Annotated in this window: 12 protein-coding genes; all 12 read right to left on the bottom strand. The window is 34.3% G+C overall.

Going from position 1 to position 19,215, the window contains the following annotated elements:
• Window positions 1-9: 9 nt before the first annotated feature.
• On the bottom strand, window positions 10-504 hold the full coding sequence (locus tag F7O84_RS01060) for a EutP/PduV family microcompartment system protein (protein WP_151140910.1): 495 nt from the start codon (window positions 502-504) through the stop codon (window positions 10-12).
• A 15-nt stretch (window positions 505-519) separates the two neighbouring features.
• Window positions 520-900, bottom strand: coding sequence for a BMC domain-containing protein (locus F7O84_RS01055; protein WP_151140908.1), 381 nt, complete (start codon window positions 898-900; stop codon window positions 520-522).
• 103 nt (window positions 901-1,003) lie between these two features.
• Entirely contained in the window at window positions 1,004-4,705 is a 3,702-nt protein-coding gene (addA, locus tag F7O84_RS01050; RefSeq protein WP_151140906.1) for a helicase-exonuclease AddAB subunit AddA, read from the bottom strand.
• On the bottom strand, window positions 4,683-8,114 hold the full coding sequence (gene addB / locus F7O84_RS01045; protein ID WP_151140904.1) for a helicase-exonuclease AddAB subunit AddB: 3,432 nt from the start codon (window positions 8,112-8,114) through the stop codon (window positions 4,683-4,685). The genes addA and addB overlap by 23 nt, the downstream gene beginning before the upstream one ends.
• A 228-nt stretch (window positions 8,115-8,342) precedes the next feature.
• Window positions 8,343-9,773, bottom strand: coding sequence for an Asp-tRNA(Asn)/Glu-tRNA(Gln) amidotransferase subunit GatB (gatB, locus tag F7O84_RS01040; protein ID WP_151140902.1), 1,431 nt, complete (start codon window positions 9,771-9,773; stop codon window positions 8,343-8,345).
• A 1-nt stretch (window position 9,774) separates the two neighbouring features.
• On the bottom strand, window positions 9,775-11,247 hold the full coding sequence (gene gatA / locus F7O84_RS01035) for an Asp-tRNA(Asn)/Glu-tRNA(Gln) amidotransferase subunit GatA (protein WP_151140900.1): 1,473 nt from the start codon (window positions 11,245-11,247) through the stop codon (window positions 9,775-9,777).
• Window positions 11,248-11,257: 10 nt separating this feature from the next.
• Window positions 11,258-11,551 carry an Asp-tRNA(Asn)/Glu-tRNA(Gln) amidotransferase subunit GatC gene (gatC, locus tag F7O84_RS01030; protein ID WP_151140898.1) on the bottom strand — a complete coding sequence of 98 codons (294 nt, stop codon included), beginning with the start codon at window positions 11,549-11,551 and terminating at the stop codon, window positions 11,258-11,260.
• A 461-nt stretch (window positions 11,552-12,012) separates the two neighbouring features.
• The gene (locus F7O84_RS01025) at window positions 12,013-12,207 is read right to left on the bottom strand and encodes a DUF4177 domain-containing protein (protein ID WP_151140896.1); all 195 of its coding nucleotides are present in this window, start codon (window positions 12,205-12,207) and stop codon (window positions 12,013-12,015) included.
• Window positions 12,208-13,066: 859 nt separating this feature from the next.
• The gene (gene recJ, locus F7O84_RS01020) at window positions 13,067-14,824 is read right to left on the bottom strand and encodes a single-stranded-DNA-specific exonuclease RecJ (RefSeq protein ID WP_151140894.1); all 1,758 of its coding nucleotides are present in this window, start codon (window positions 14,822-14,824) and stop codon (window positions 13,067-13,069) included.
• 270 nt (window positions 14,825-15,094) lie between these two features.
• Window positions 15,095-15,979 (bottom strand): aldose 1-epimerase family protein, encoded by an 885-nt coding sequence (locus tag F7O84_RS01015; RefSeq protein WP_151140892.1) that lies wholly within the window; start codon window positions 15,977-15,979, stop codon window positions 15,095-15,097.
• A 94-nt stretch (window positions 15,980-16,073) separates the two neighbouring features.
• Complete coding sequence (locus F7O84_RS01010) at window positions 16,074-18,251, bottom strand: DNA internalization-related competence protein ComEC/Rec2 (protein WP_151140890.1); 2,178 nt, start codon at window positions 18,249-18,251, stop codon at window positions 16,074-16,076.
• On the bottom strand, window positions 18,244-19,197 hold the full coding sequence (locus tag F7O84_RS01005) for a GerMN domain-containing protein (protein ID WP_192451614.1): 954 nt from the start codon (window positions 19,195-19,197) through the stop codon (window positions 18,244-18,246). The genes F7O84_RS01010 and F7O84_RS01005 overlap by 8 nt, the downstream gene beginning before the upstream one ends.
• Window positions 19,198-19,215: the final 18 nt, after the last annotated feature.

The raw sequence follows: 19,215 nt of genomic DNA, 5'->3' as shown, positions 1-19,215 counted from the left end.
CTCCAATTGTTAATTTTTAGTGGATAGAACATTCCGTGGCTGCTGCGCTGTTTTCTCATCCCATGGTAAGAGTTCCCCATCTTCTCTTAAATAATCAAGGATCTGCCAGATTCCTTCCCCTGTATAGGAACTGACATGAAAAACAATATCGCATCCAGCTAAGCGAAGCCATTCTTCTGCCTGAGCAGGCTTTCCATTTTTATGATCAATTTGTGTTACAATCCCAATGACAGGTCTCGTAGACATTGCAGTAACACAAGGTGGATACAAGGAATAACTTTCTGTTGCACTGATTAATAGTCCTACTACATCTGCTTCATATGAATAGAGTGCCAAAGCGCGAGAAAGTGTATGATTTTCGGCATATTCACCTGGTGTATCAATTACAACATCGTAATGATTCACATACTGTGTCTTATGATAATGAATGGTATCTCCTTTTAATGCCTGTCTTAATGTTGTCTTGCCACATTCGCTTCTACCCATTAATATAATCTTTTTCATTTCACTATCCTATCATCAAGTTCTTGTTATATCACAAATGGTAAAGCCAAGATTTTCCTTGAGATATTTACAAATTGCCTCAATCGCTGCTTCAACTTCTGCTACTCTACCAGTAAATATTAAAGTCCCGCTAAAACGGTCAATAAATCCTAAATCAACATTAGCAGACTTAATTGCTAAGTCACCAGCAATTACGGAAATCTCTGCTGGACTCATACTTAATATTCCAATTGCTGCCTTCGCATAATCCTCACTTGGATTAAGTCCTAGTTTTTTATATATGATTGCATCTGGACTGGCAATTACATGAGCCAGCGTAACTTGCTTTCCTGGTACCAACTCCTGAACAATTCTAAGTTTACCTGAATCACTATTGATTAATTTATCAAATTCCACGTTATTTGCTCCTTTCAAAGGACAATCTCAATCTTTTACATATTCCTTTGCTCACTTTCCTATATAATACAACAAAAACCCACACAATACAATATTTAATATTCTAAAAGACAATTTCTTTCCCTAACGTAATCGCGTACAAAATGCGTTCTTTCACCTTCTTACCTGTAATCATTTCTAACGCCTGCGTATAATAATCCATTTGCATCCGATAACGATTCCTCAACTCTTTTTCAGATTTTACATAATCTGTTTTATAATCTACTAAGATGATTTCTCCCTCTTCCTCAAAGAAAGCATCCATGATTCCTTGAACCAATACCATTTCTTCACTATCAAAAGATTCCTTAATTTGCTTTGCTTTCACTCCTATGACAAAAGGTCTTTCACGGTATAGTCTTCCTTCTTTGTGAGCATGTATCATCCTTTTGCCTATACCTGATTGTAAGAATTTCTCAATTAAAACAAGTCGTATACTTTCTTTTGCTTCTTTTGAAAGCTTTTGTTCTTCTACCATTTTCTCTAACTGTAATTCAATGTCTTCTTTCTTACTGATGTGTTTTAAATCAAGTAATTGAAGCACTTTATGATAGGCAACACCAAGTTCACTTCCCCTAAGTTCCTCTTCACCTGCTAAGAAACGTGGTAATAGTGGGACAGGAACTTCTTCCTGTATTAGTGCAACTCCTTGATTTTCTTCCTCTTGATTTTGACCCATTTTCTTTATTTCAGACACCGTCATCTTAGTATGAATATTTTGAAGTTCTTGATAAGGATAAGAAAAGTTTAACCTTTCCTCAAAGCTTTTCAACAATTCTTCATCATCTTGTTTACTGCAAAATCCTTGCTTTAACTCTTCTTTTGCATCCTCTTCAAGTACTTGTTTTACAACTTCTTCTTTGACCAAATCGTCAAAACCAATGAATCGCAAGAAATATTTTGCTTCCCTAGAAAATGGAAGGTCAGCATAGTCAACACCTATCTCAAACACCTCTAGAAACTCTTTGCTATCTGGATGCCTTATCAATGCAGGTAACACCCATTCTAAGTAACTTCCCGCTTCACTGATTGCACGATAACCTAGTTTTTCTTTTGTATTTAGATTTTGACTCCAATTTATTATCTTACTCTCAAGCTTACTAATCGCACCCGTTAGAATTAATTTTTCTTTGGCTCTTGTAAGTGCAACATATAGTACCCTTAATTCCTCTGCTAGATTTTCCATTTGTATTTGCTTTTGAATCGCCTTCTTAATTAAGGTAGGAGCTTTGATGCGTAACTCATAATCTACATAATCTGCACCAATTCCAAGATCAGGGTGCATAATTAATTTTGCTCTGGCATCTTGATTATTAAATGTTTTACCCATTCCACTGACAAATACCACGGGAAACTCTAGTCCCTTACTTTTGTGTATACTTAATATTCGAACCGTATCATCCGTTTCATTCGCAATTTCTGCCTCACCAAAGTCTACATCATATTTTTGTAAATTCTCAATATAACGAACAAAATTAAACAACCCTTTATAGCTCGTACTCTCAAACACAATGGCTTTTTCTATTAACATATCCAAATTTGCTTTCCTTTGTTCTCCTGCTGGCATAGCCGCTACAAATCTTGCATAATTTGTCTCATCTAATATAATCCAAATCAATTCGTGAATCGGAGTGTATACTGCTAATTTACGAAATCGCTTTATTTGTTCAAAAAAAGACTTTAACTTATCCCTAAGCTTTGGCATACTTCCTTCTATCGCATATTGTCTACATCCCTCAAAAAGACTTTGCTTTTGATACGAGCCTTTTATGAGTGCAAGCTCTTCACCTGTTACGGATACAATTGGCGAAGATAAGACTGCAGCAAACGCAATATCTTGAAGTGGATTGTCTATGATACGAAGAAGATTTAATAAAGTCATAACTTCAATGGTGGAAAAATATCCCGTCTGAGAACCTGTATGAGTCGCAATCCCTTCCGCCATTAAAATCGAGGTAAAAGTCTCCGCCCAGCCAGCCATTGTACGTAGTAATATCACAATATCTCGATACTGAACGCTACGATACTCCTTCGTCTTTTTGTCAATAACCTTTAAGCCATTTTCTTCATTAATTAGCTCTTTGATTCTCATCGCAATTGCCTTTGCTTCTAATTCTCTTGCGGAATAATCTTTGTTCTCTAACAATGAACTTTTTTTATTTTCCTCATCTAAGGTATTCGAAGAATCCAAATCAATGACCATTACTTCTGCTTCATAATCTCGTTCTTTGATTGGCTCTTCGTAGCTTCCTCCAAGATAAAGAGCACATTCTTTGTTGTATTCAATTCCGCCAATGGAAGACATCATAATCTGATTGAATATAAAATTCGTACCACTTAACACCTCGCCTCTACTTCGAAAATTTCTATCCAGGTCAATTCGTTGTAACAAGCTATCCTCTAGAGAATAGGAGTTATATTTTTCCATAAATAGCTCTGGCCTTGCAAGTCGGAATTTATAAATGCTTTGTTTTACGTCTCCTACCATAAAAATATTATATTTTTGCTGGCTTACTCTAGACACTGATTGTAGAAGCATCTCCTGCACCAGATTGCTGTCTTGGTACTCATCAATCATAATTTCTACAAAAATGTCCTGAAACTCTTTCGCCGCTTCACTTGGTTTCCAATCATTTCCCTCTTTTTCTACCAGAATTTGCAAGGCATAATGTTCTAAGTCATTATAATCCACTAAGTTTTTTTCCTGCTTTACTTTTTGATATTCCTCAATAAATTCCGCTGTTAAAGTCGTCAACACTTCTACGCTTTCTCTACATTTTTGCATATCCTCTAATATCTGCAAGTAAGGTGCATAAAAATATCTCTCAGATATCGCACTTACTGTCTTTTTGATACCATCTCTTTGCTTTTTGACTATCTCACGTAGCTCAACCGATACATTCTCATCCTTTTTAGAAGATAATCTGCCAAAGGATAAATGTTCAAAGCATTCAGAAAGGGCAACGTAATCTTGAACAGCAATCATCCTTTCTAGCATTGCCTTTTCTTCCCTCAGCGTTGCTTCGTACATGTAAGGGCCGTCAACTCTCATACAAATATCAAGTAACTGCTCCATTTGTTCTACCATTTCTTGCAACGTAAATATAATGGTATTTACCATATTGATGTACCAAGGCGCTTTTTGTAACTCATCTATGTCTTTTACATCATAACCAGTCACACATTGCTTTAACCAGTCTTTTGGCCAAGGATAGCTCATGGCAAACTGATAAAGCTGTAATATCATTTGTTCTAAGTCTTTATCTGTCTTTCCAGTGGAGTAACTCTCTACAAAACGAAAGAACTCTTCTTCTTTTCCTTCGTAATGTTTCTCTAGAATTCGTTCTAATACATCTGCTCTTAGAAGCTTTAATTCCCCTTCATCTCCAATTCGAAACGAAGGATCTAAATCAATTCGATTAAAATGATTGCGGATTACACGAAGGCAGAAGCTATGAATAGTTGTAATATACGCATTATGAACAAGAATCGCTTGCTTTTGCAAATGAACGTTTTCTGGCTCTTTGCTAAGCTTTTCTTCGATTGCCTCACTGATTCTTTCTCTCATTTGAGATGCCGCTGCATTCGTAAACGTTACAATGAGTAATTGATCAATATCAATAGGTGTTTCCTCATCCGTAATCATTGTTATAATTCTTTCTACTAATACAGCTGTTTTTCCAGAACCTGCTGCTGCCGACACTAATATATTTCGCTCTCGCAAATCAATGACTTTTCTTTGTTCACTGGTCCATGCTACTTCCATCTTCCTCCTCCTCTCTTACAATCCTTTCCCATATTTCATCATCTGAGAATTGCTTTAATCTACGATATTCAAAACCTGGACTTTTTAAATCAAAGCCACAAATCCCTCTATACGTACAATAATCACAAGCCGTTTTATTTCCAGCCTCATAAGGCGCAATCTCAATGTTTCCATCCAAAATCTTTGAGCCAAGTTCCTTAATTTTTTTATCTACAAACCTACCAAGTGCCTGAAAATGCTTCGTAGATGCCGCAGAAGAATACCTTGACAAACTACCATCTTTATTAAAAGCAACGGGTAGTACACTGGACTTATTCTCCATTTGTGTATCCATCAGCCTTATTACACTGTTATCACTATTAACAAGTCCATTCATCTTTAACTTTTCTAGAATTCTTTGTCTTATTTGATCTTCGCTTTCATTTTCCTCTCGGTCAATAACTGGGTCGTTGATGTTGTAATAAAGAATTCCCGCTGGCACAATCTCTTTGTTTGGATTTTTGCTTTTCTCCATCTCAACAGCTGCGTTTAAATAGACCACCAATTGCAGTTGAAGTCCATAATACAGGGCAACCATATCAAAGGAAGTACTGCCTGATTTGTAATCAATAATCTTTACATAAATGTGTTCCTCATCCTCGTACACATCCATTCGGTCAATTCGACCTTTCAGCTTTATCTTTTCCTCTTCTGATAAAGCAATATTAATACTTTCCAGTTGATCTGCCAGTGAAAAAGATACCTCATATTTACTTGGATTAAACTTTCCTTTTTTCATCTGTTCTTGTAGTGCCCACAAGGTTCTTTTCATAATTCGTTTGATCCTTGCAATCATGTACTCATTTCTTGCCGTACTATAAAGAACCGTATTGCCATAATCAATGATACATTCTTCTACACACACATCTGCCAGTTGATCTCTTTCTTCATTTGAAATACTTGTCCAATCATGTCCATGTTGTAGCATTTTTTTTGCAAAAAGCTCCAGAACCTGATGAAAAATATTTCCCATATCCATAGCCTGAAAATGATATTCTCTTCGTTCTTTTAACTCTAATCCATAGGTCAAAAAATGAGAAAAGGCACATGCCGCATAACGCTCCAATCTAGTTACACTATTTTCTAATATGCTTCCATATAAAGCTTTGGCAACTGCCTTGCTTATCTTACTCTCATGATTTTGATAATAGGCAGCATCAATTAAAGTTGTTACAATCGATTGGTATTCCTCTTTTTGGTAGTACCAATGGTAAAGCTCTCCAAATCCCACAGGCTCATTGCCAAGTCGAAAACTTCGCAGGCAATAAGTAAGGTAATCAAGTCCATTGCTTTCACACACCACCCCATTTTGCGTTTGCAAAATCTCATCCATATCTGTAATTGTAATGTTTGGAAACATTTTTTGTATCGTACCAATTAAATAGGATGGACGAAGTGTTCCTCCCTGTGCATCTGTTTTACTAAACGACAAATAAAGCCTTTGACTTGGCTTTGTCATATTTAAGTACAGATAAAATTTTTGGGTATAAGCATCCTGTCTGGTGGTTGGAGCAAGTTCAATTGGATAGTCTTTTAATATTTCTCGCTCAAGTTGAGATATGATTCCTCCCTTATTTAAGCTCTTTGGGATAATCCCTTCGTTAACTCCTGCAAAAAATAAGATTTTAATATTATCTAATCTAGTTCGTTCTATATCTCCAAATACGACGCGGTCAATGCTTGGAGGTATGATTCCTACCTTCGCCTCTTCAAAACCTGCATCTAATATTTCGCAAAACTCTTTTAATGTTAAGGGTTCATCTCCAAGTAATTCTACTACAAGGTCTAACAACTCTATGACAATCTTATATATTTGAGAATATTCTTTTGCTAAAGAAAGTTCGCCCATACGTTCAAATTCTTTTTCCATCTGAACAAGCCTTTCTTGCAGATTTAATGCTACAATAAAGTCATAGAGTCCCTTCACCATATCTTTTGCAAAAAGTTGGCGATTCTTTAATATCTTAGCTAATGGCCAAACCACATCAACTAGATTTTGTCTTAGCAGATTTATTTTATCTAATTGTTCGGTATCAACAAAGTCATAGGTACGCACCCATTTTTTACTCCACTTGGACTTTCCACGTATTCCAAAAGCAAGGCAATAGTTTTCAAGCAAATCAATCTCTTCTTTTGCCATTGGATGCATATCACATCTTAAGTAACGAAAAACGCTCTCGTAACTAAAGTTGTCTTCTACCATCTTTAAAGTTGCACGAATAAACTCTACAAACGAGTTCATTAAAATACTTCTCTTATCGTCTAAAAAAGCAGGAATATGATATTGCTTTAATATCTTTGAAGCATAATTTGCATATGTATTAATATCTCCTGAAACCACTGCAATTTCTTTATATTGAAATCCTTCTTCTCTTACCAAACGAAGGATTTCAGCCGCAATGGCACGCACTTCCATCAAGGGGTTTTTAGCATTAAAAATACGAATTTCCTCCTGTTTTTCCATATAACTTTTTACAGGATAACGAAAAATATTTTGTTCCAACGCAGATAACGCTTTTGCAAATTTGTGACGATATGGAATTTGCTCTTTTATTACCATAGGCTCTTTTATGGGAACATTCACTTCTTTTGCTATGTTTTCAAGCGAAGCAATCATTTTTTTACTCATATAGAAAAGCTCATGCTCACTCATTATTTTAAGAGGTATTTTCGAATCTATTGTTACCGTTACAATTAGCTTATGGCAAACTTGTATTAACTCCTTGATTAACACAAATTGAACAGGTGTAAATCCAGTAAATCCATCAATTGCAATTACACTGTCTTTTAGAAGCTCTGATTTTGGCACTACCTTAGACAACACCAATAATAACTCTTCTGCTGTAATAAATTTATCTTCTAAATATTCTTTAAACCCTTGATATAGCAAATGAATATCTTGCAATTTATAATTAAGAGATGGCTTATTTTGTGTTTGCTCTATGATTTGCTCTAATTGATTTGGTTTCACATTATATTGGGTAAGCTCTGATATAACCGATTTGATTTCACTAATGTAACCAAGCTTTTTAAGGTTTGCGCCAAGAACTTTTAAATCACCTTGTTTATTTGATGCAACCTTTCGAATAATTAGGTTTTTTCCCGTATCATTTAAGGAGGTTAGATGATTGCCCCCTACCTCATCAAAGATTCGGTAGGCCAGTCTTTGAAAGCTTACAATATCAATATTCATAACACCATGCCTTGGATGCATGGAAACAATATCCTTTTGCGTCTGCAAGGTAAACTGCTCTGGTACAATAATAATATAATTTTTATCTGGATTTGCCATAGCTTGTTCGATAAGATAGCGATTTAATTGATAAGATTTTCCTGCACCTGAATTCCCAAGCAATAATTGTAATGACATAGTAGCCTCCTTGTTATTTCTTAAGTCTAATGATATCAAAATTTAAGCCTAACTTCAATGTTATCCTTTATATGGAACCTTTCTTCCATGTTATTTCGAATCCAAAAAGTGAGTAATTACTTTTTAAAATCAACAAAGCTCTACAGTTATTCTACTGTAGAGCCTTGCAAATATAATATAATATAATATAATATAATTATTGTTTGCTGTTATATTAGTTCACTTTTATTATAATAATTCTTTCAATATCTTATTGATCATTCCTGGATCTGCTTTTCCTTGCATTGCTTTCATTGTCTGACCTACTAAGAATCCAATTGCTTTTTGCTTTCCATTTTTATAATCCTCCACAGATTGTGGATTGGCAGCAATAATTTCTTCTATTGTAGCTTTTAGAGCCCCTTCATCATTTACTGATTTTAGCCCCTTCTCTTCTACATACTGATTTGGATCAATATCTTCCTTAAAAATCACTTCAAATACTTCTTTTGCAACACTACTATTGATGGTACCGTCTTCTGCTAACTGAATCAACTTTGCCAAGTTTTTAGGTGAAAAAGAGATATCTTGTGGTTCCATGTTGTGTTCTTTTAATAAGCGCATCGTCTCCACCATCAGCCAATTGGAAACTTTTTTCGGATTATTGCATATCGCTATGGTTTCTTCAAATAAATCAGCCATTTTTTTCGAACTTGTAATCAAATCGATATCGTAATCTGGAATATCAAATTCTTTTTTATATCTAGCTTTCTTCTCATCACGTAGTTCAGGTTGTTTCTCTTTGATTTCTCTTAACCATTCATCACTAATTACGATTGGAACCAAATCTGGTTCAGGAAAATACCTGTAATCTTGTGCATCTTCTTTGGAACGCATTGCATAAGAACAGCTGTTGGCATCATCCCAACGTCTGGTCTCTTGAATAACTTGTTTTCCTTCTTCTATTAGGTCGATTTGGCGCTCTCTTTCGCCTTCAATGGCTCTTGCAATGGCTTTAAAAGAGTTAAGATTCTTCATCTCTGTTCGAGTGCCAAACTCGGTTGCTCCAATTTCACGAACAGAAAGGTTGACATCGGCTCTCATAGAACCCTCCTGTAACTTACAATCCGATGCGCCAAGATATTGTATGATTAATCTTAATTTATCCAAATATGCAATTACTTCTTCTGCACTTCTCATATCTGGTTCGGATACGATTTCAATCAATGGTACACCACTTCGGTTAAAATCAACCAATGAACAATCATCCCATTCATCATGAATTAATTTTCCCGCATCCTCTTCCATATGAATTTCATGAATGCGAACCGTCTTTTTCCCTGCTTCTGTTTCAATCTCAACAGCACCATCACGACAGATTGGATAGTATAGCTGAGAGATTTGGTAGTTTTGTGGATTATCTGGATAAAAGTAATTCTTTCTATCAAATTTACAGTTTTGTGTAATCTTACAATTGGTAGCAAGTCCTACTGCTGCTGCATACTCCACTACTTGTTTGTTCAAAACAGGAAGTGAGCCTGGCATACCTGTACAAACTGGGCATGTATGTGTATTAGGCTCTCCACCAAAAGCTGTACTGCAGGAGCAAAAGATTTTCGTTTTTGTTGCCAGTTCAACATGAACTTCAAGACCAATGACTGTTTCGTATTGTTTACTCATCTTATTTGTCTCCTTTCTTTGCTAAGTCACATCTATCATACTCTCTCGTGCATTCATATGCATATGCTGCCTGAATGATTTTCTTTTCCTGAAAACAGTCTCCTATTAACTGTAGACCAATTGGTAGTCCCTTAGAATCACGTCCACAAGGAACACTGATTCCTGGAAGTCCTGCAAGATTCACCGAGATAGTATAAATGTCACCTAGATACATTTTTATTGGATCACTTAAACTATCATCAAGCTTTGGAGCTGTCGTTGGAGCCGCTGGTCCTAAAATAACATCATATTTTTCAAAGGCCTTATCAAATGCTTTCTTAATGAGTGCTTTTGTTTTTAATGCTTTTATATAGTATGCATCATAGTAACCACTACTTAATACAAAAGAACCTAACATAATTCTTCTTTTTACTTCTGCCCCAAATCCTTCACTTCTTGATTTTTTATACATGCTATGAAGTCCCTCAAAGTCATTGGTACGGTATCCGTATTTAACACCGTCGAATCTAGCTAAATTAGAGCTTGCCTCAGCTGATGCAATGATATAATAAGCAGGTATTGCATATTCTACTAGACTTAAATCAAATTCTTCTACAATCGCACCCTTTTTCTTTAATTCCTCTGCTGCATTTAAAACCGCTTCCTTAACTTCTGGATCTAAGCCTTCTCCCAAATAATCTATTGGAATACCAATCTTTAAGCCCTTTACATCGTCTACCAAAGCAGAAGTAAAATCATAATCATCACGCTTAATGGATGTACTATCCTTTGTATCATGTGATGCAATTACTTCTAAAATAGTTGCACAGTCTGTTACATCTTTTGCAACTGGTCCAATTTGATCTAAAGAAGACCCATATGCAATTAAACCATATCTTGAAATAGTTCCATAGGTTGGTTTAATTCCAGTTACACCACAAAAAGAACTAGGTTGTCTAATTGATCCACCCGTATCAGACCCTAATGCAAACGAACATTCTTCTGCCGCTACTGCAGAACAAGAGCCTCCTGAAGAACCGCCTGGTACATGCCCTAAATTCCAAGGATTCTTTGTTGCTCCAAACGCAGAGGTTTCTGTAGTACTTCCCATTGCAAATTCATCCATGTTCGTCTTTCCAATGATAATAGCACCAGCCTTTTCTAAATGAAGCACTGCTTCCGCTGTATACGTTGGTTTAAAATTCTCTAAAATCTTTGAGCTACATGTAGTTAGCATTCCCTTTGTACACATATTATCTTTAATGGCTACTGGTACCCCAGCTAATGGGCCACTTAATTCACCACTATCAATTTGTTTTTGAACCTCTTTTGCTCTTTTTAAAGCCCCCTCTTCATCAATTGTAACAAAGCTATTTACATCGTTTTCAACTGATTTAATTTGTGCTAAAGCTGCTTTTACAGCATCTTCTACACTTACTTCTTTATCCTTTATTTTCTTGCCAAGCTCTACGGCAGTTAAACTCATCAAATTCATCTGTCTCCTCCTATTCTACTGTTTTTGGAACTTGAAAACTTCCATTTTTTTGTTCTGGGGCATTCAACAATATATTCTCTCTATCATCTTCATTTGTAATAATATCTTCACGAAAAACGTTATTTACTGGAAATACATGTGACAAAGGTTCTACCCCTTCTGTATCCAATTCATTCAGTCTATCAATGTAATCGAGCATGTTTGCCATATCTTTTTTAGCCTGTTCTTTTTCTTCCTCAGAAAGCTCTAATTTTGCCAAGATACCTACATATTCAATTGTTTCATCTGTTATGATATTTGCCATTTTCATTCTCCTTCTCTTCTATTATTTATTATACTAATTTCCTATTACATAAAAAGTCCCAGAATTTAAAAATTCTGGGACGGGATAATTAAGTTTCCCGCGGTACCACCCGCATTGAGATTGAACGAAACATTCTATCTCCACTCATACACTTAACGCGTGCTACGTATTTACCTACTAGAATATAAATAAATCCATATTGGTTCGATAAATCTGCTCCAGAGTGTTCCCTTATATCTGTTTCCCCTTCGAAGCGCTCTCAGTCGGTGACGCTTCCTTCCTGTCGGTTATCACTAGTCTCTAAAAGACTACTGCAACTAATGTTGCACAAATTAGAGTCTCTATCATTGCATTTGCATTTATTAAGAATCTTATCATATCTTATTTTGGTTTGCAACCATTAATTCTTTTTATTTCTCCATTGTTATTTTTTTTGATTTTTCCCATTTTTTACACCCTAATTATTTATTTAATACTTCTTTTTTCAATATTATTTCGATATACTTACTAAATCCTGCAGCAGCCAGAGACGGAGCAAAAATTTGCACCAATTCCCACCCCGCTTTCGCTTCTTCCATTATTATGGTCTGATAATCTTTTTTAGGTTCGTTGTTCCATTTTGAAATATCAATACGAATAAATTTGTACTCAAACATTTGTTACCTCCTTATCTTGATTCATTCATTTATAACAGTTTAAAATTTATAGAAAACAGGGTTACAAAATTGCTTCTTTGGGCAGAGTCTTATTATTGATAAAATTTATTATTATTATATTTTAAAGGCTTTATTAATTTTCACATTTTTATATAAATGTGCTAAAAAATCAAGATTTTGAGATTCTTTTTCTTTTTGTTCTCTATTAATTTCTTTTACTTTATTAGAAAACTTTTGTGAAATAAATAATTGCAAACTTCCAAATAAAAGAGCAAATAGGGCTAGTTTTTTTATTAATATAAAACATAATAAATCCCCTTTTTTTGTATTGTTATTAAAATCTCATAATTGTGTTTTAATTCCACTAATATGTATCATTTATACTTACTTTTCTATAAATAATATTTTATCATAATTTATTTTACTGTCAATTTTTCTTATTGTCATATTATTGCATTCTTCGACGCTTTAAGAATATGGAGTTAATATTTCCTACGTTCATATTATTTCAAAGATAGTAACATTGTAATTTGTGCTCTGAATAGCCACATTTTATTGACCTTCTGGTCAACCTCATAACTTTAAGTAAAAAAAGCTAAAAGAGAGATGCTAAACTTAGATATAAAATAAAACTAGAGATAACTGATTTTCGATACTTTATTATCCACACAATATGATATTTATATCATACGTGCAATGTTCTAGCTTTCTAATATATGATACAATTCTAGAAAGAACAGACGGAATAAACCAAAAATCAGGACATGGTAGAAAAAATGAAATCCAATAACTTTAATATTAGACAGCTTTAGACCACTTTTTCACTAAAATAAACCTACCGGCTAAAGCCGGTAGGGGTTCAGTTATAATTTTTTATAATCACCTGAATACTTTTATTTCCATTATACTCATTAATAGAAGGATAGTATGTAATCGATAGTCGTATTTGATTTTCTTTGCCTGCATACATTTTATTTAACTCTGCCTCACCATATTTTAGTGTCAGAAACGAATTAAACTGTTCGATGTTTCCAAAAAACATGGCATCCATCTTGCATCCCACTTCATTTTGTATCAATAGTTTTAATACATTTTGATTTTTACCTAATATCCTTGCTGTGATTATTTTTAGATTCTTTTCAGCAAAGGTGGGTTTTTCATTTGCTTTTCCAAATGGCTCTAATATCTCTAACTGTTTTACTAGTTGTTCGGTAATATAGTGTATTGGCATTGGAACATCAATTAAAATCTTAGCAACAAAATCCTCTTTTGTTAGTGTAGTTTCTTGATTTAACTTTTCTCTTAATAAATCAATGTTTTCTTTTGGTAGGGAAAGTCCCGCAGCCATAGGATGGCCTCCAAATTTTAGAAACAAATCCTTAAATTTAGAAAGTTCTTCAAACATATTGTAAGCCTCTATGGAGCGACCTGATCCCTTGGCACATTCATGAGCATCTGTGAAGACGATTACAGGCTTATTGTAGTTTTCTCTGATTCTTCCTGCTATAATACCCGCAAGACTTTCGTGACAATCTGGTAAATAAACAATTAACACTTTATCATTTTTTAAATTTGTCGTTTCAATGATATGTAGCGCCTCTTCGAGGCCTTTTAAGGTTAGCTCTTTTCGACTATCATTTAAACTCTTCAAATCCCCTGCAAGCCTTCCAGCTTCTTCTATTGATTCACTGCTTAAAAGCTCCAATGCTCTTTTTGCTGTATCAAGCCTTCCTCCCGCATTGATACATGGTCCAATGACAAAGCCAATATGATAAGAACTAATATCTCCTTCTAATCCATTTAAAGAAAGCAAAGAGGAAAGCCCTTTATTGCTTGTTTTGCTGATTCTCTTTAAGCCTTCTTTTACTATAATTCTATTTTCATTCACCAAATCCATGACATCACCAACTGTTGCCATAGCTGCATTTTCAATGAGAGGATGCCATTCCTTTTCAGGTATCTGATAGACTTCAAACAAGGCTTGTACTAGCTTCAAGGCAACCACTGCTCCGCAGATTCGATCAAAAGGATAGTGACATTCACTTTGTTTTGGATTAATGATAGCATCAGCCATAGGATAAATTTCCTTCCTTATCCCTTCAATTTCTTCGTAAGGAATATCATGATGATCTGTAATAATTACAGTAATCCCTTTTTGTTTTGCATATGCAATCTGGTTAATCGCTGCTATTCCATTATCACAGGTAATAATTAAATCAATTTGCGCTTCGATAGCAGAATCTATCAAACTTTCATTAATCCCATATCCATCCTTCATTCTATCTGGAATATCGGTATCAACGATTGCACCACATCGGCTCAATCCTTTCAGCAATATATAAGTTGCATTAACCCCATCTATATCGTAATCTCCGATGACTCGAATTTTTTTATTTTGTTCAATCTTTTCACTAATTATTTTAACGGCTTTTTCCATATCCTTCATAAGCCAAGGACTATGTAGATTATTTAATGTTCCATTTAGAAACATATCAATTTCATCCTCATGAACGATATCTCTATTGCGAATAATCCTAGCAATGACAGGATCAATGCCATATTTTTTTCCTAATTGATGGAAATCAGCCTTCTTCGTTTGTATAAACCACTTTTCCACTTTAATTCTCCTAACTAATCTTTCTTTGTAACAAATCGTTACAATTATATGAAATGACACCTTATAAGTGTCCTATGTTGATTTATTAAAAATATTTTAAAAAACGTAATAAAATATTAGGAATACTTCGTTTTTTTTAAGAATTTAAACACAAAATGAACATATTTAACCCTTATAATAAGGTCAGATAGTTGAAAACAAACTCACTATCTCCCCCCTCATAAGTAATAGCCCGTATGCAAATACGGGCTATTCCCTTGTCAAACGTTTCTAACCGACTATGATTTCGTATTCTACATTAAATTCTTCGTTAGAACCTAGTTTTTGTACTCCAGTCTTATCTTTTAATTCTCCTGTAAATCCATAATTATCACAACGTCCATACCATGGTTCTAAGCAGATAAATGGTGCATTTGGTTTCGTCCAAACACCTACATAAGGAAAATCTTCGCATTTAATGGTCACATATTGTGTTTTATCAGGGAATGCGATTCCCACTTCCAAAAGCTGATGATTTTCAAAAATTAATACTCCGTCATCAAATAGATGCTCTCCTACTTGATAGCTTCCATCCTTTAACTTAAGCTTGTGAACTTCGTCAAATAACGCTGTTCCTCCATCTTTAGCAATACGAATATAATCTAACTCTTTTTGATTGCCAAAGGTTAAAAAATAATCTTTTTGTAGCTCACCTGCCATTGCTGGTACATTGAAAGCTGGATGAGCTCCTATGCTAAATAACATTTCGCTCTTTCCTTTGTTAACCACCTTCCATGCTACAATCACTTTATTCTCTTCTATCCTGTGACTTACTTCTAATTTAAAGTCAAATGGATAGATTTTCTTTGTTTCATCATTGCTTTCTAAAATATGTGTTATCTGATTGTCATTTATATCTTTAAATAAGAATTCACTATCCCTTGCAAAACCATGTGCGGTCATAGGATATGTAACGCCGTTATAGTAATATTCTTTCTGAAATAATTCGCCAACAAAAGGAAATAAAATTGGCGCATGTCGATTCCATACCTGCGGATTCGCATCCCAAATGAGTTCTCTATTATTTAACTTATCATAAATTCCTGCTAATTCTCCTCCATGATCATTGACTTTTATAAGAAGTCTTTCGTTTTCTATTTGTCTGGTTTTTTGCATTTCTTATCCCTCCATATTAATAAGTACTAATTCTATAATTTCAATCACTGTTTGTAAATTTTTATTTATATTATATCATACCACAACTTACATACTATTTTCCATATAAGGAGTAGCTGATTGTTTTATTTTTTACCTCAATTGTAATTGCGCCATCCTCTTTTGTTGTCATAATATGCATGTCATTATCGTTTAATCGTTCGAGCAATTCTTCATGAGGATGTCCATATCGATTGTTCTCTCCACATGAAATAATCGCATACTCGGCTTGTAGCTTTCTTAAAAATGCACTTGATGTGGAATTTTTTGATCCGTGATGTGCAACTTTTAGAATATCATAATCTTCCTTTAATAATTTCATTACTTCGTTTTCTCCTTTTGTTTCCAAATCACCTGTTAGTAACATATTAAGGCTTTCATATCGTAAACTTAATACAATAGAATAGTCATTTTGTGATTTTGGCAGATACTCTTTATAGGGATGTAGGCACTCCATTTGTAATTGACCGTCTTTTATTATACTTCCTTTATGTAAATACAATAATTGAATTCCAGCATCAACTGCTAATTGTTCCAACTCCATATAGGCTTCATCTTTTATCCCGATTTCTGGTAAAACTAAGGTGTCAATGGGGTAACCCGACTTGATAAGTTCAATGATACCAGAGGTATGATCTCCATCTGGATGCGTTAAGATACTATAGTCTAGCTTTCTTATTCCTTTCGCCTTTAAAAATGGAAGAATTCTATATTTTCCCACTTCATTTACATTACTACTTCCTCCATCTACCATGTATGTCGTATGATTCGTTGTATGTATTACAATGCCTTCTCCTTGTCCCACATCTAAAAAGGTAACCCAAAATCCTTGTGGCAAACGAATTGTAACAACTGCAATCATGATAAGAAAGAGAACGGTTAGATATTTTTGCTTCCATTTCTTTAGACCATATAATACTCCAAAAAGAATTCCATAATAAATGAGAATTTGAATGACACTTGGCTTTCCAATAATCATACTTGAATATGGTAGTTTTAAGCTGACTTTACATAATAATTCATATAGCTTTAAAATATAGCTACCAATTCCAAGCATAAAAGTACCAAGGGATATACTAAATTCTGCACAAAATAAACCTAGTATTCCAGAAGCCAACACAATACTTGAGATTGGAATCACAATTAAATTTAATAAAATAGAATAAATGGGAAATTCATAATAGAAATATAACAAGATTGGTAACGTTACAAAGGTTACACTAACACTGGTAAGAAAATCACCTGCAATTTTTGACTTTACATCAAATCCCTTACTTATGACAGGAGAAACGACTCCAATTCCAAGAATTGCTCCAAAGGATAACAAGAAGCCAAGATTTAAAATATAATAGGGATTCTCAATTAAGATTAAGATAGCGGCTAAAGCTAACGCCGATAGCAAATCATACGTTCTTCCGAGAACTTTTGCTAACATACCAATGGCAAACATAATCACTGCCCGATAAGCAGAAACCCCAAAGCCAGTCATAATACCATATAGAATCACGACTACAATACAAAGCAAACAAGACAGCCTAAAATCAACGCCACATTTTCTAAGTAATGCAAATAAGAACATACCAACAATACCAATATGAGTTCCACTGATACAGACAATGTGAAGTATTCCTCCCTTTTGATATAAATCTTTGAGGTCTCCTGTAAATTCCGATGCATCTCCAAGTAACATTGCCTTAAAGGTAGCACTCTGCGTATCCTCTTTGGTTATTAAATCGAAATTGTTTGCTAAGGAATTTCTTAGTTGATAAAGCGTGTTTGTTACAAAGTTATCTTGGTTTTCAAGTATTGATATCGTTTCTGTCACCACAATAAAATCGATATTTAAACTTTTATAATACAAATAGGAATTAAACTGCCCTAAGTTAGATGCTTTTTGAAACTTTTTTACTTTTCCTTTTACTAAAACTTTATATCCGTTTGGGATTTGTGTCATTTGATTGGTATATACAATGATGTGATTTGCCTTAATGTGGCTAGAATTTTGATAAAGAATTGTTTCATTAAGATAGAGTAATAATTTGTCATTTTTGCTTTCTTGTTTATAAACTTTGCCGGATATGCTTACCATCTCTTTGTCTTTCACCAAACCTGCCGCCACTGACTCATTAAGCGTCAGTGGCATATTGGCAATTTGAAGCGTATCAATAAGAAGGGTCATACCTATCACAATGATATAAACAAGAGCCGCAATACACAATGGGCGTCTATTCATTGATTATATCTTCCTTTCCTTCTGTTACAACTGAATCGTTTTCTATAATATCAAGATTTCTCTCAAATAGCGTGTTAAAATTAATGACTTCTCTGTACGTAACATCTGTCTCACCATTTATTAAAATCTGGACTTTATTGATATTGCCAAGCTCTAATAACGAGTTCACTACGGAAAAAACTGGGACTGATTCTGTCAACTCATAAGTTTGACTTAAGAAGCCTTCATCAAAATTAACATAACAAACACCATCTTTTATTGAAACACTTAAAAGCTTAGTTTCTGGCGGAACCGTAGGAAATACTTTATCTGAGGTTGGCCCTTTAATCAATTGCTCTATGATTAGCTTTTCAGTCGAAATATTGGTACTATATACTACATCAACCGATGTCTCTACTAATTTATTCCCTGCTGCATTGGCATAATATAGTGTCAACTTCGTTCTTTCATAGGAATTGATTTCATCCCCTGTATTCTCAATAAAATTTTGCGCTGTCATAACCCCAACTACATTTTCATTTGAATCCAAAAGTGGCTTGTCATTAATATAAAAAGAAACAAATTCAATTCCTGGAATCTGTGTTAACATACGTACCATGGATGTTCGAAATAGTATCTCAGAAATATTTGACATATTGTAATAACTTTCATCAAAGGTTAAATATACTTGTTTTGAATCAATCGAATGGTTTAGTAAGTGAACTTCATCAGGTTTTGCTTTTTTATAATTTGTATTTTGCGGATTTTCATCTAACTTTTGTAAAAACTCTTCCACCAGTTCATCCGTTGTTGTGGCAGTTGGTGTATATGCTTCCGATACGATTTTTGTTTCTTCCTTGTTAATGTAGTACATGTTGTACCTAGAAGTAGCTGTCTGTTTATTGCCACATCCAATCAAAGTAAGGAAAAGGACGATATAGATGACTCCATGCATTAACTTTTTCATACTTTCCTCCATTCCTAC

It is taken from the genome of Candidatus Galacturonatibacter soehngenii (assembly GCF_008830185.1).
In the GTDB taxonomy this organism is placed as follows: domain Bacteria; phylum Bacillota; class Clostridia; order Lachnospirales; family Lachnospiraceae; genus Lachnotalea; species Lachnotalea soehngenii.
This window is presented reverse-complemented; position numbering and strand designations above follow the sequence as displayed.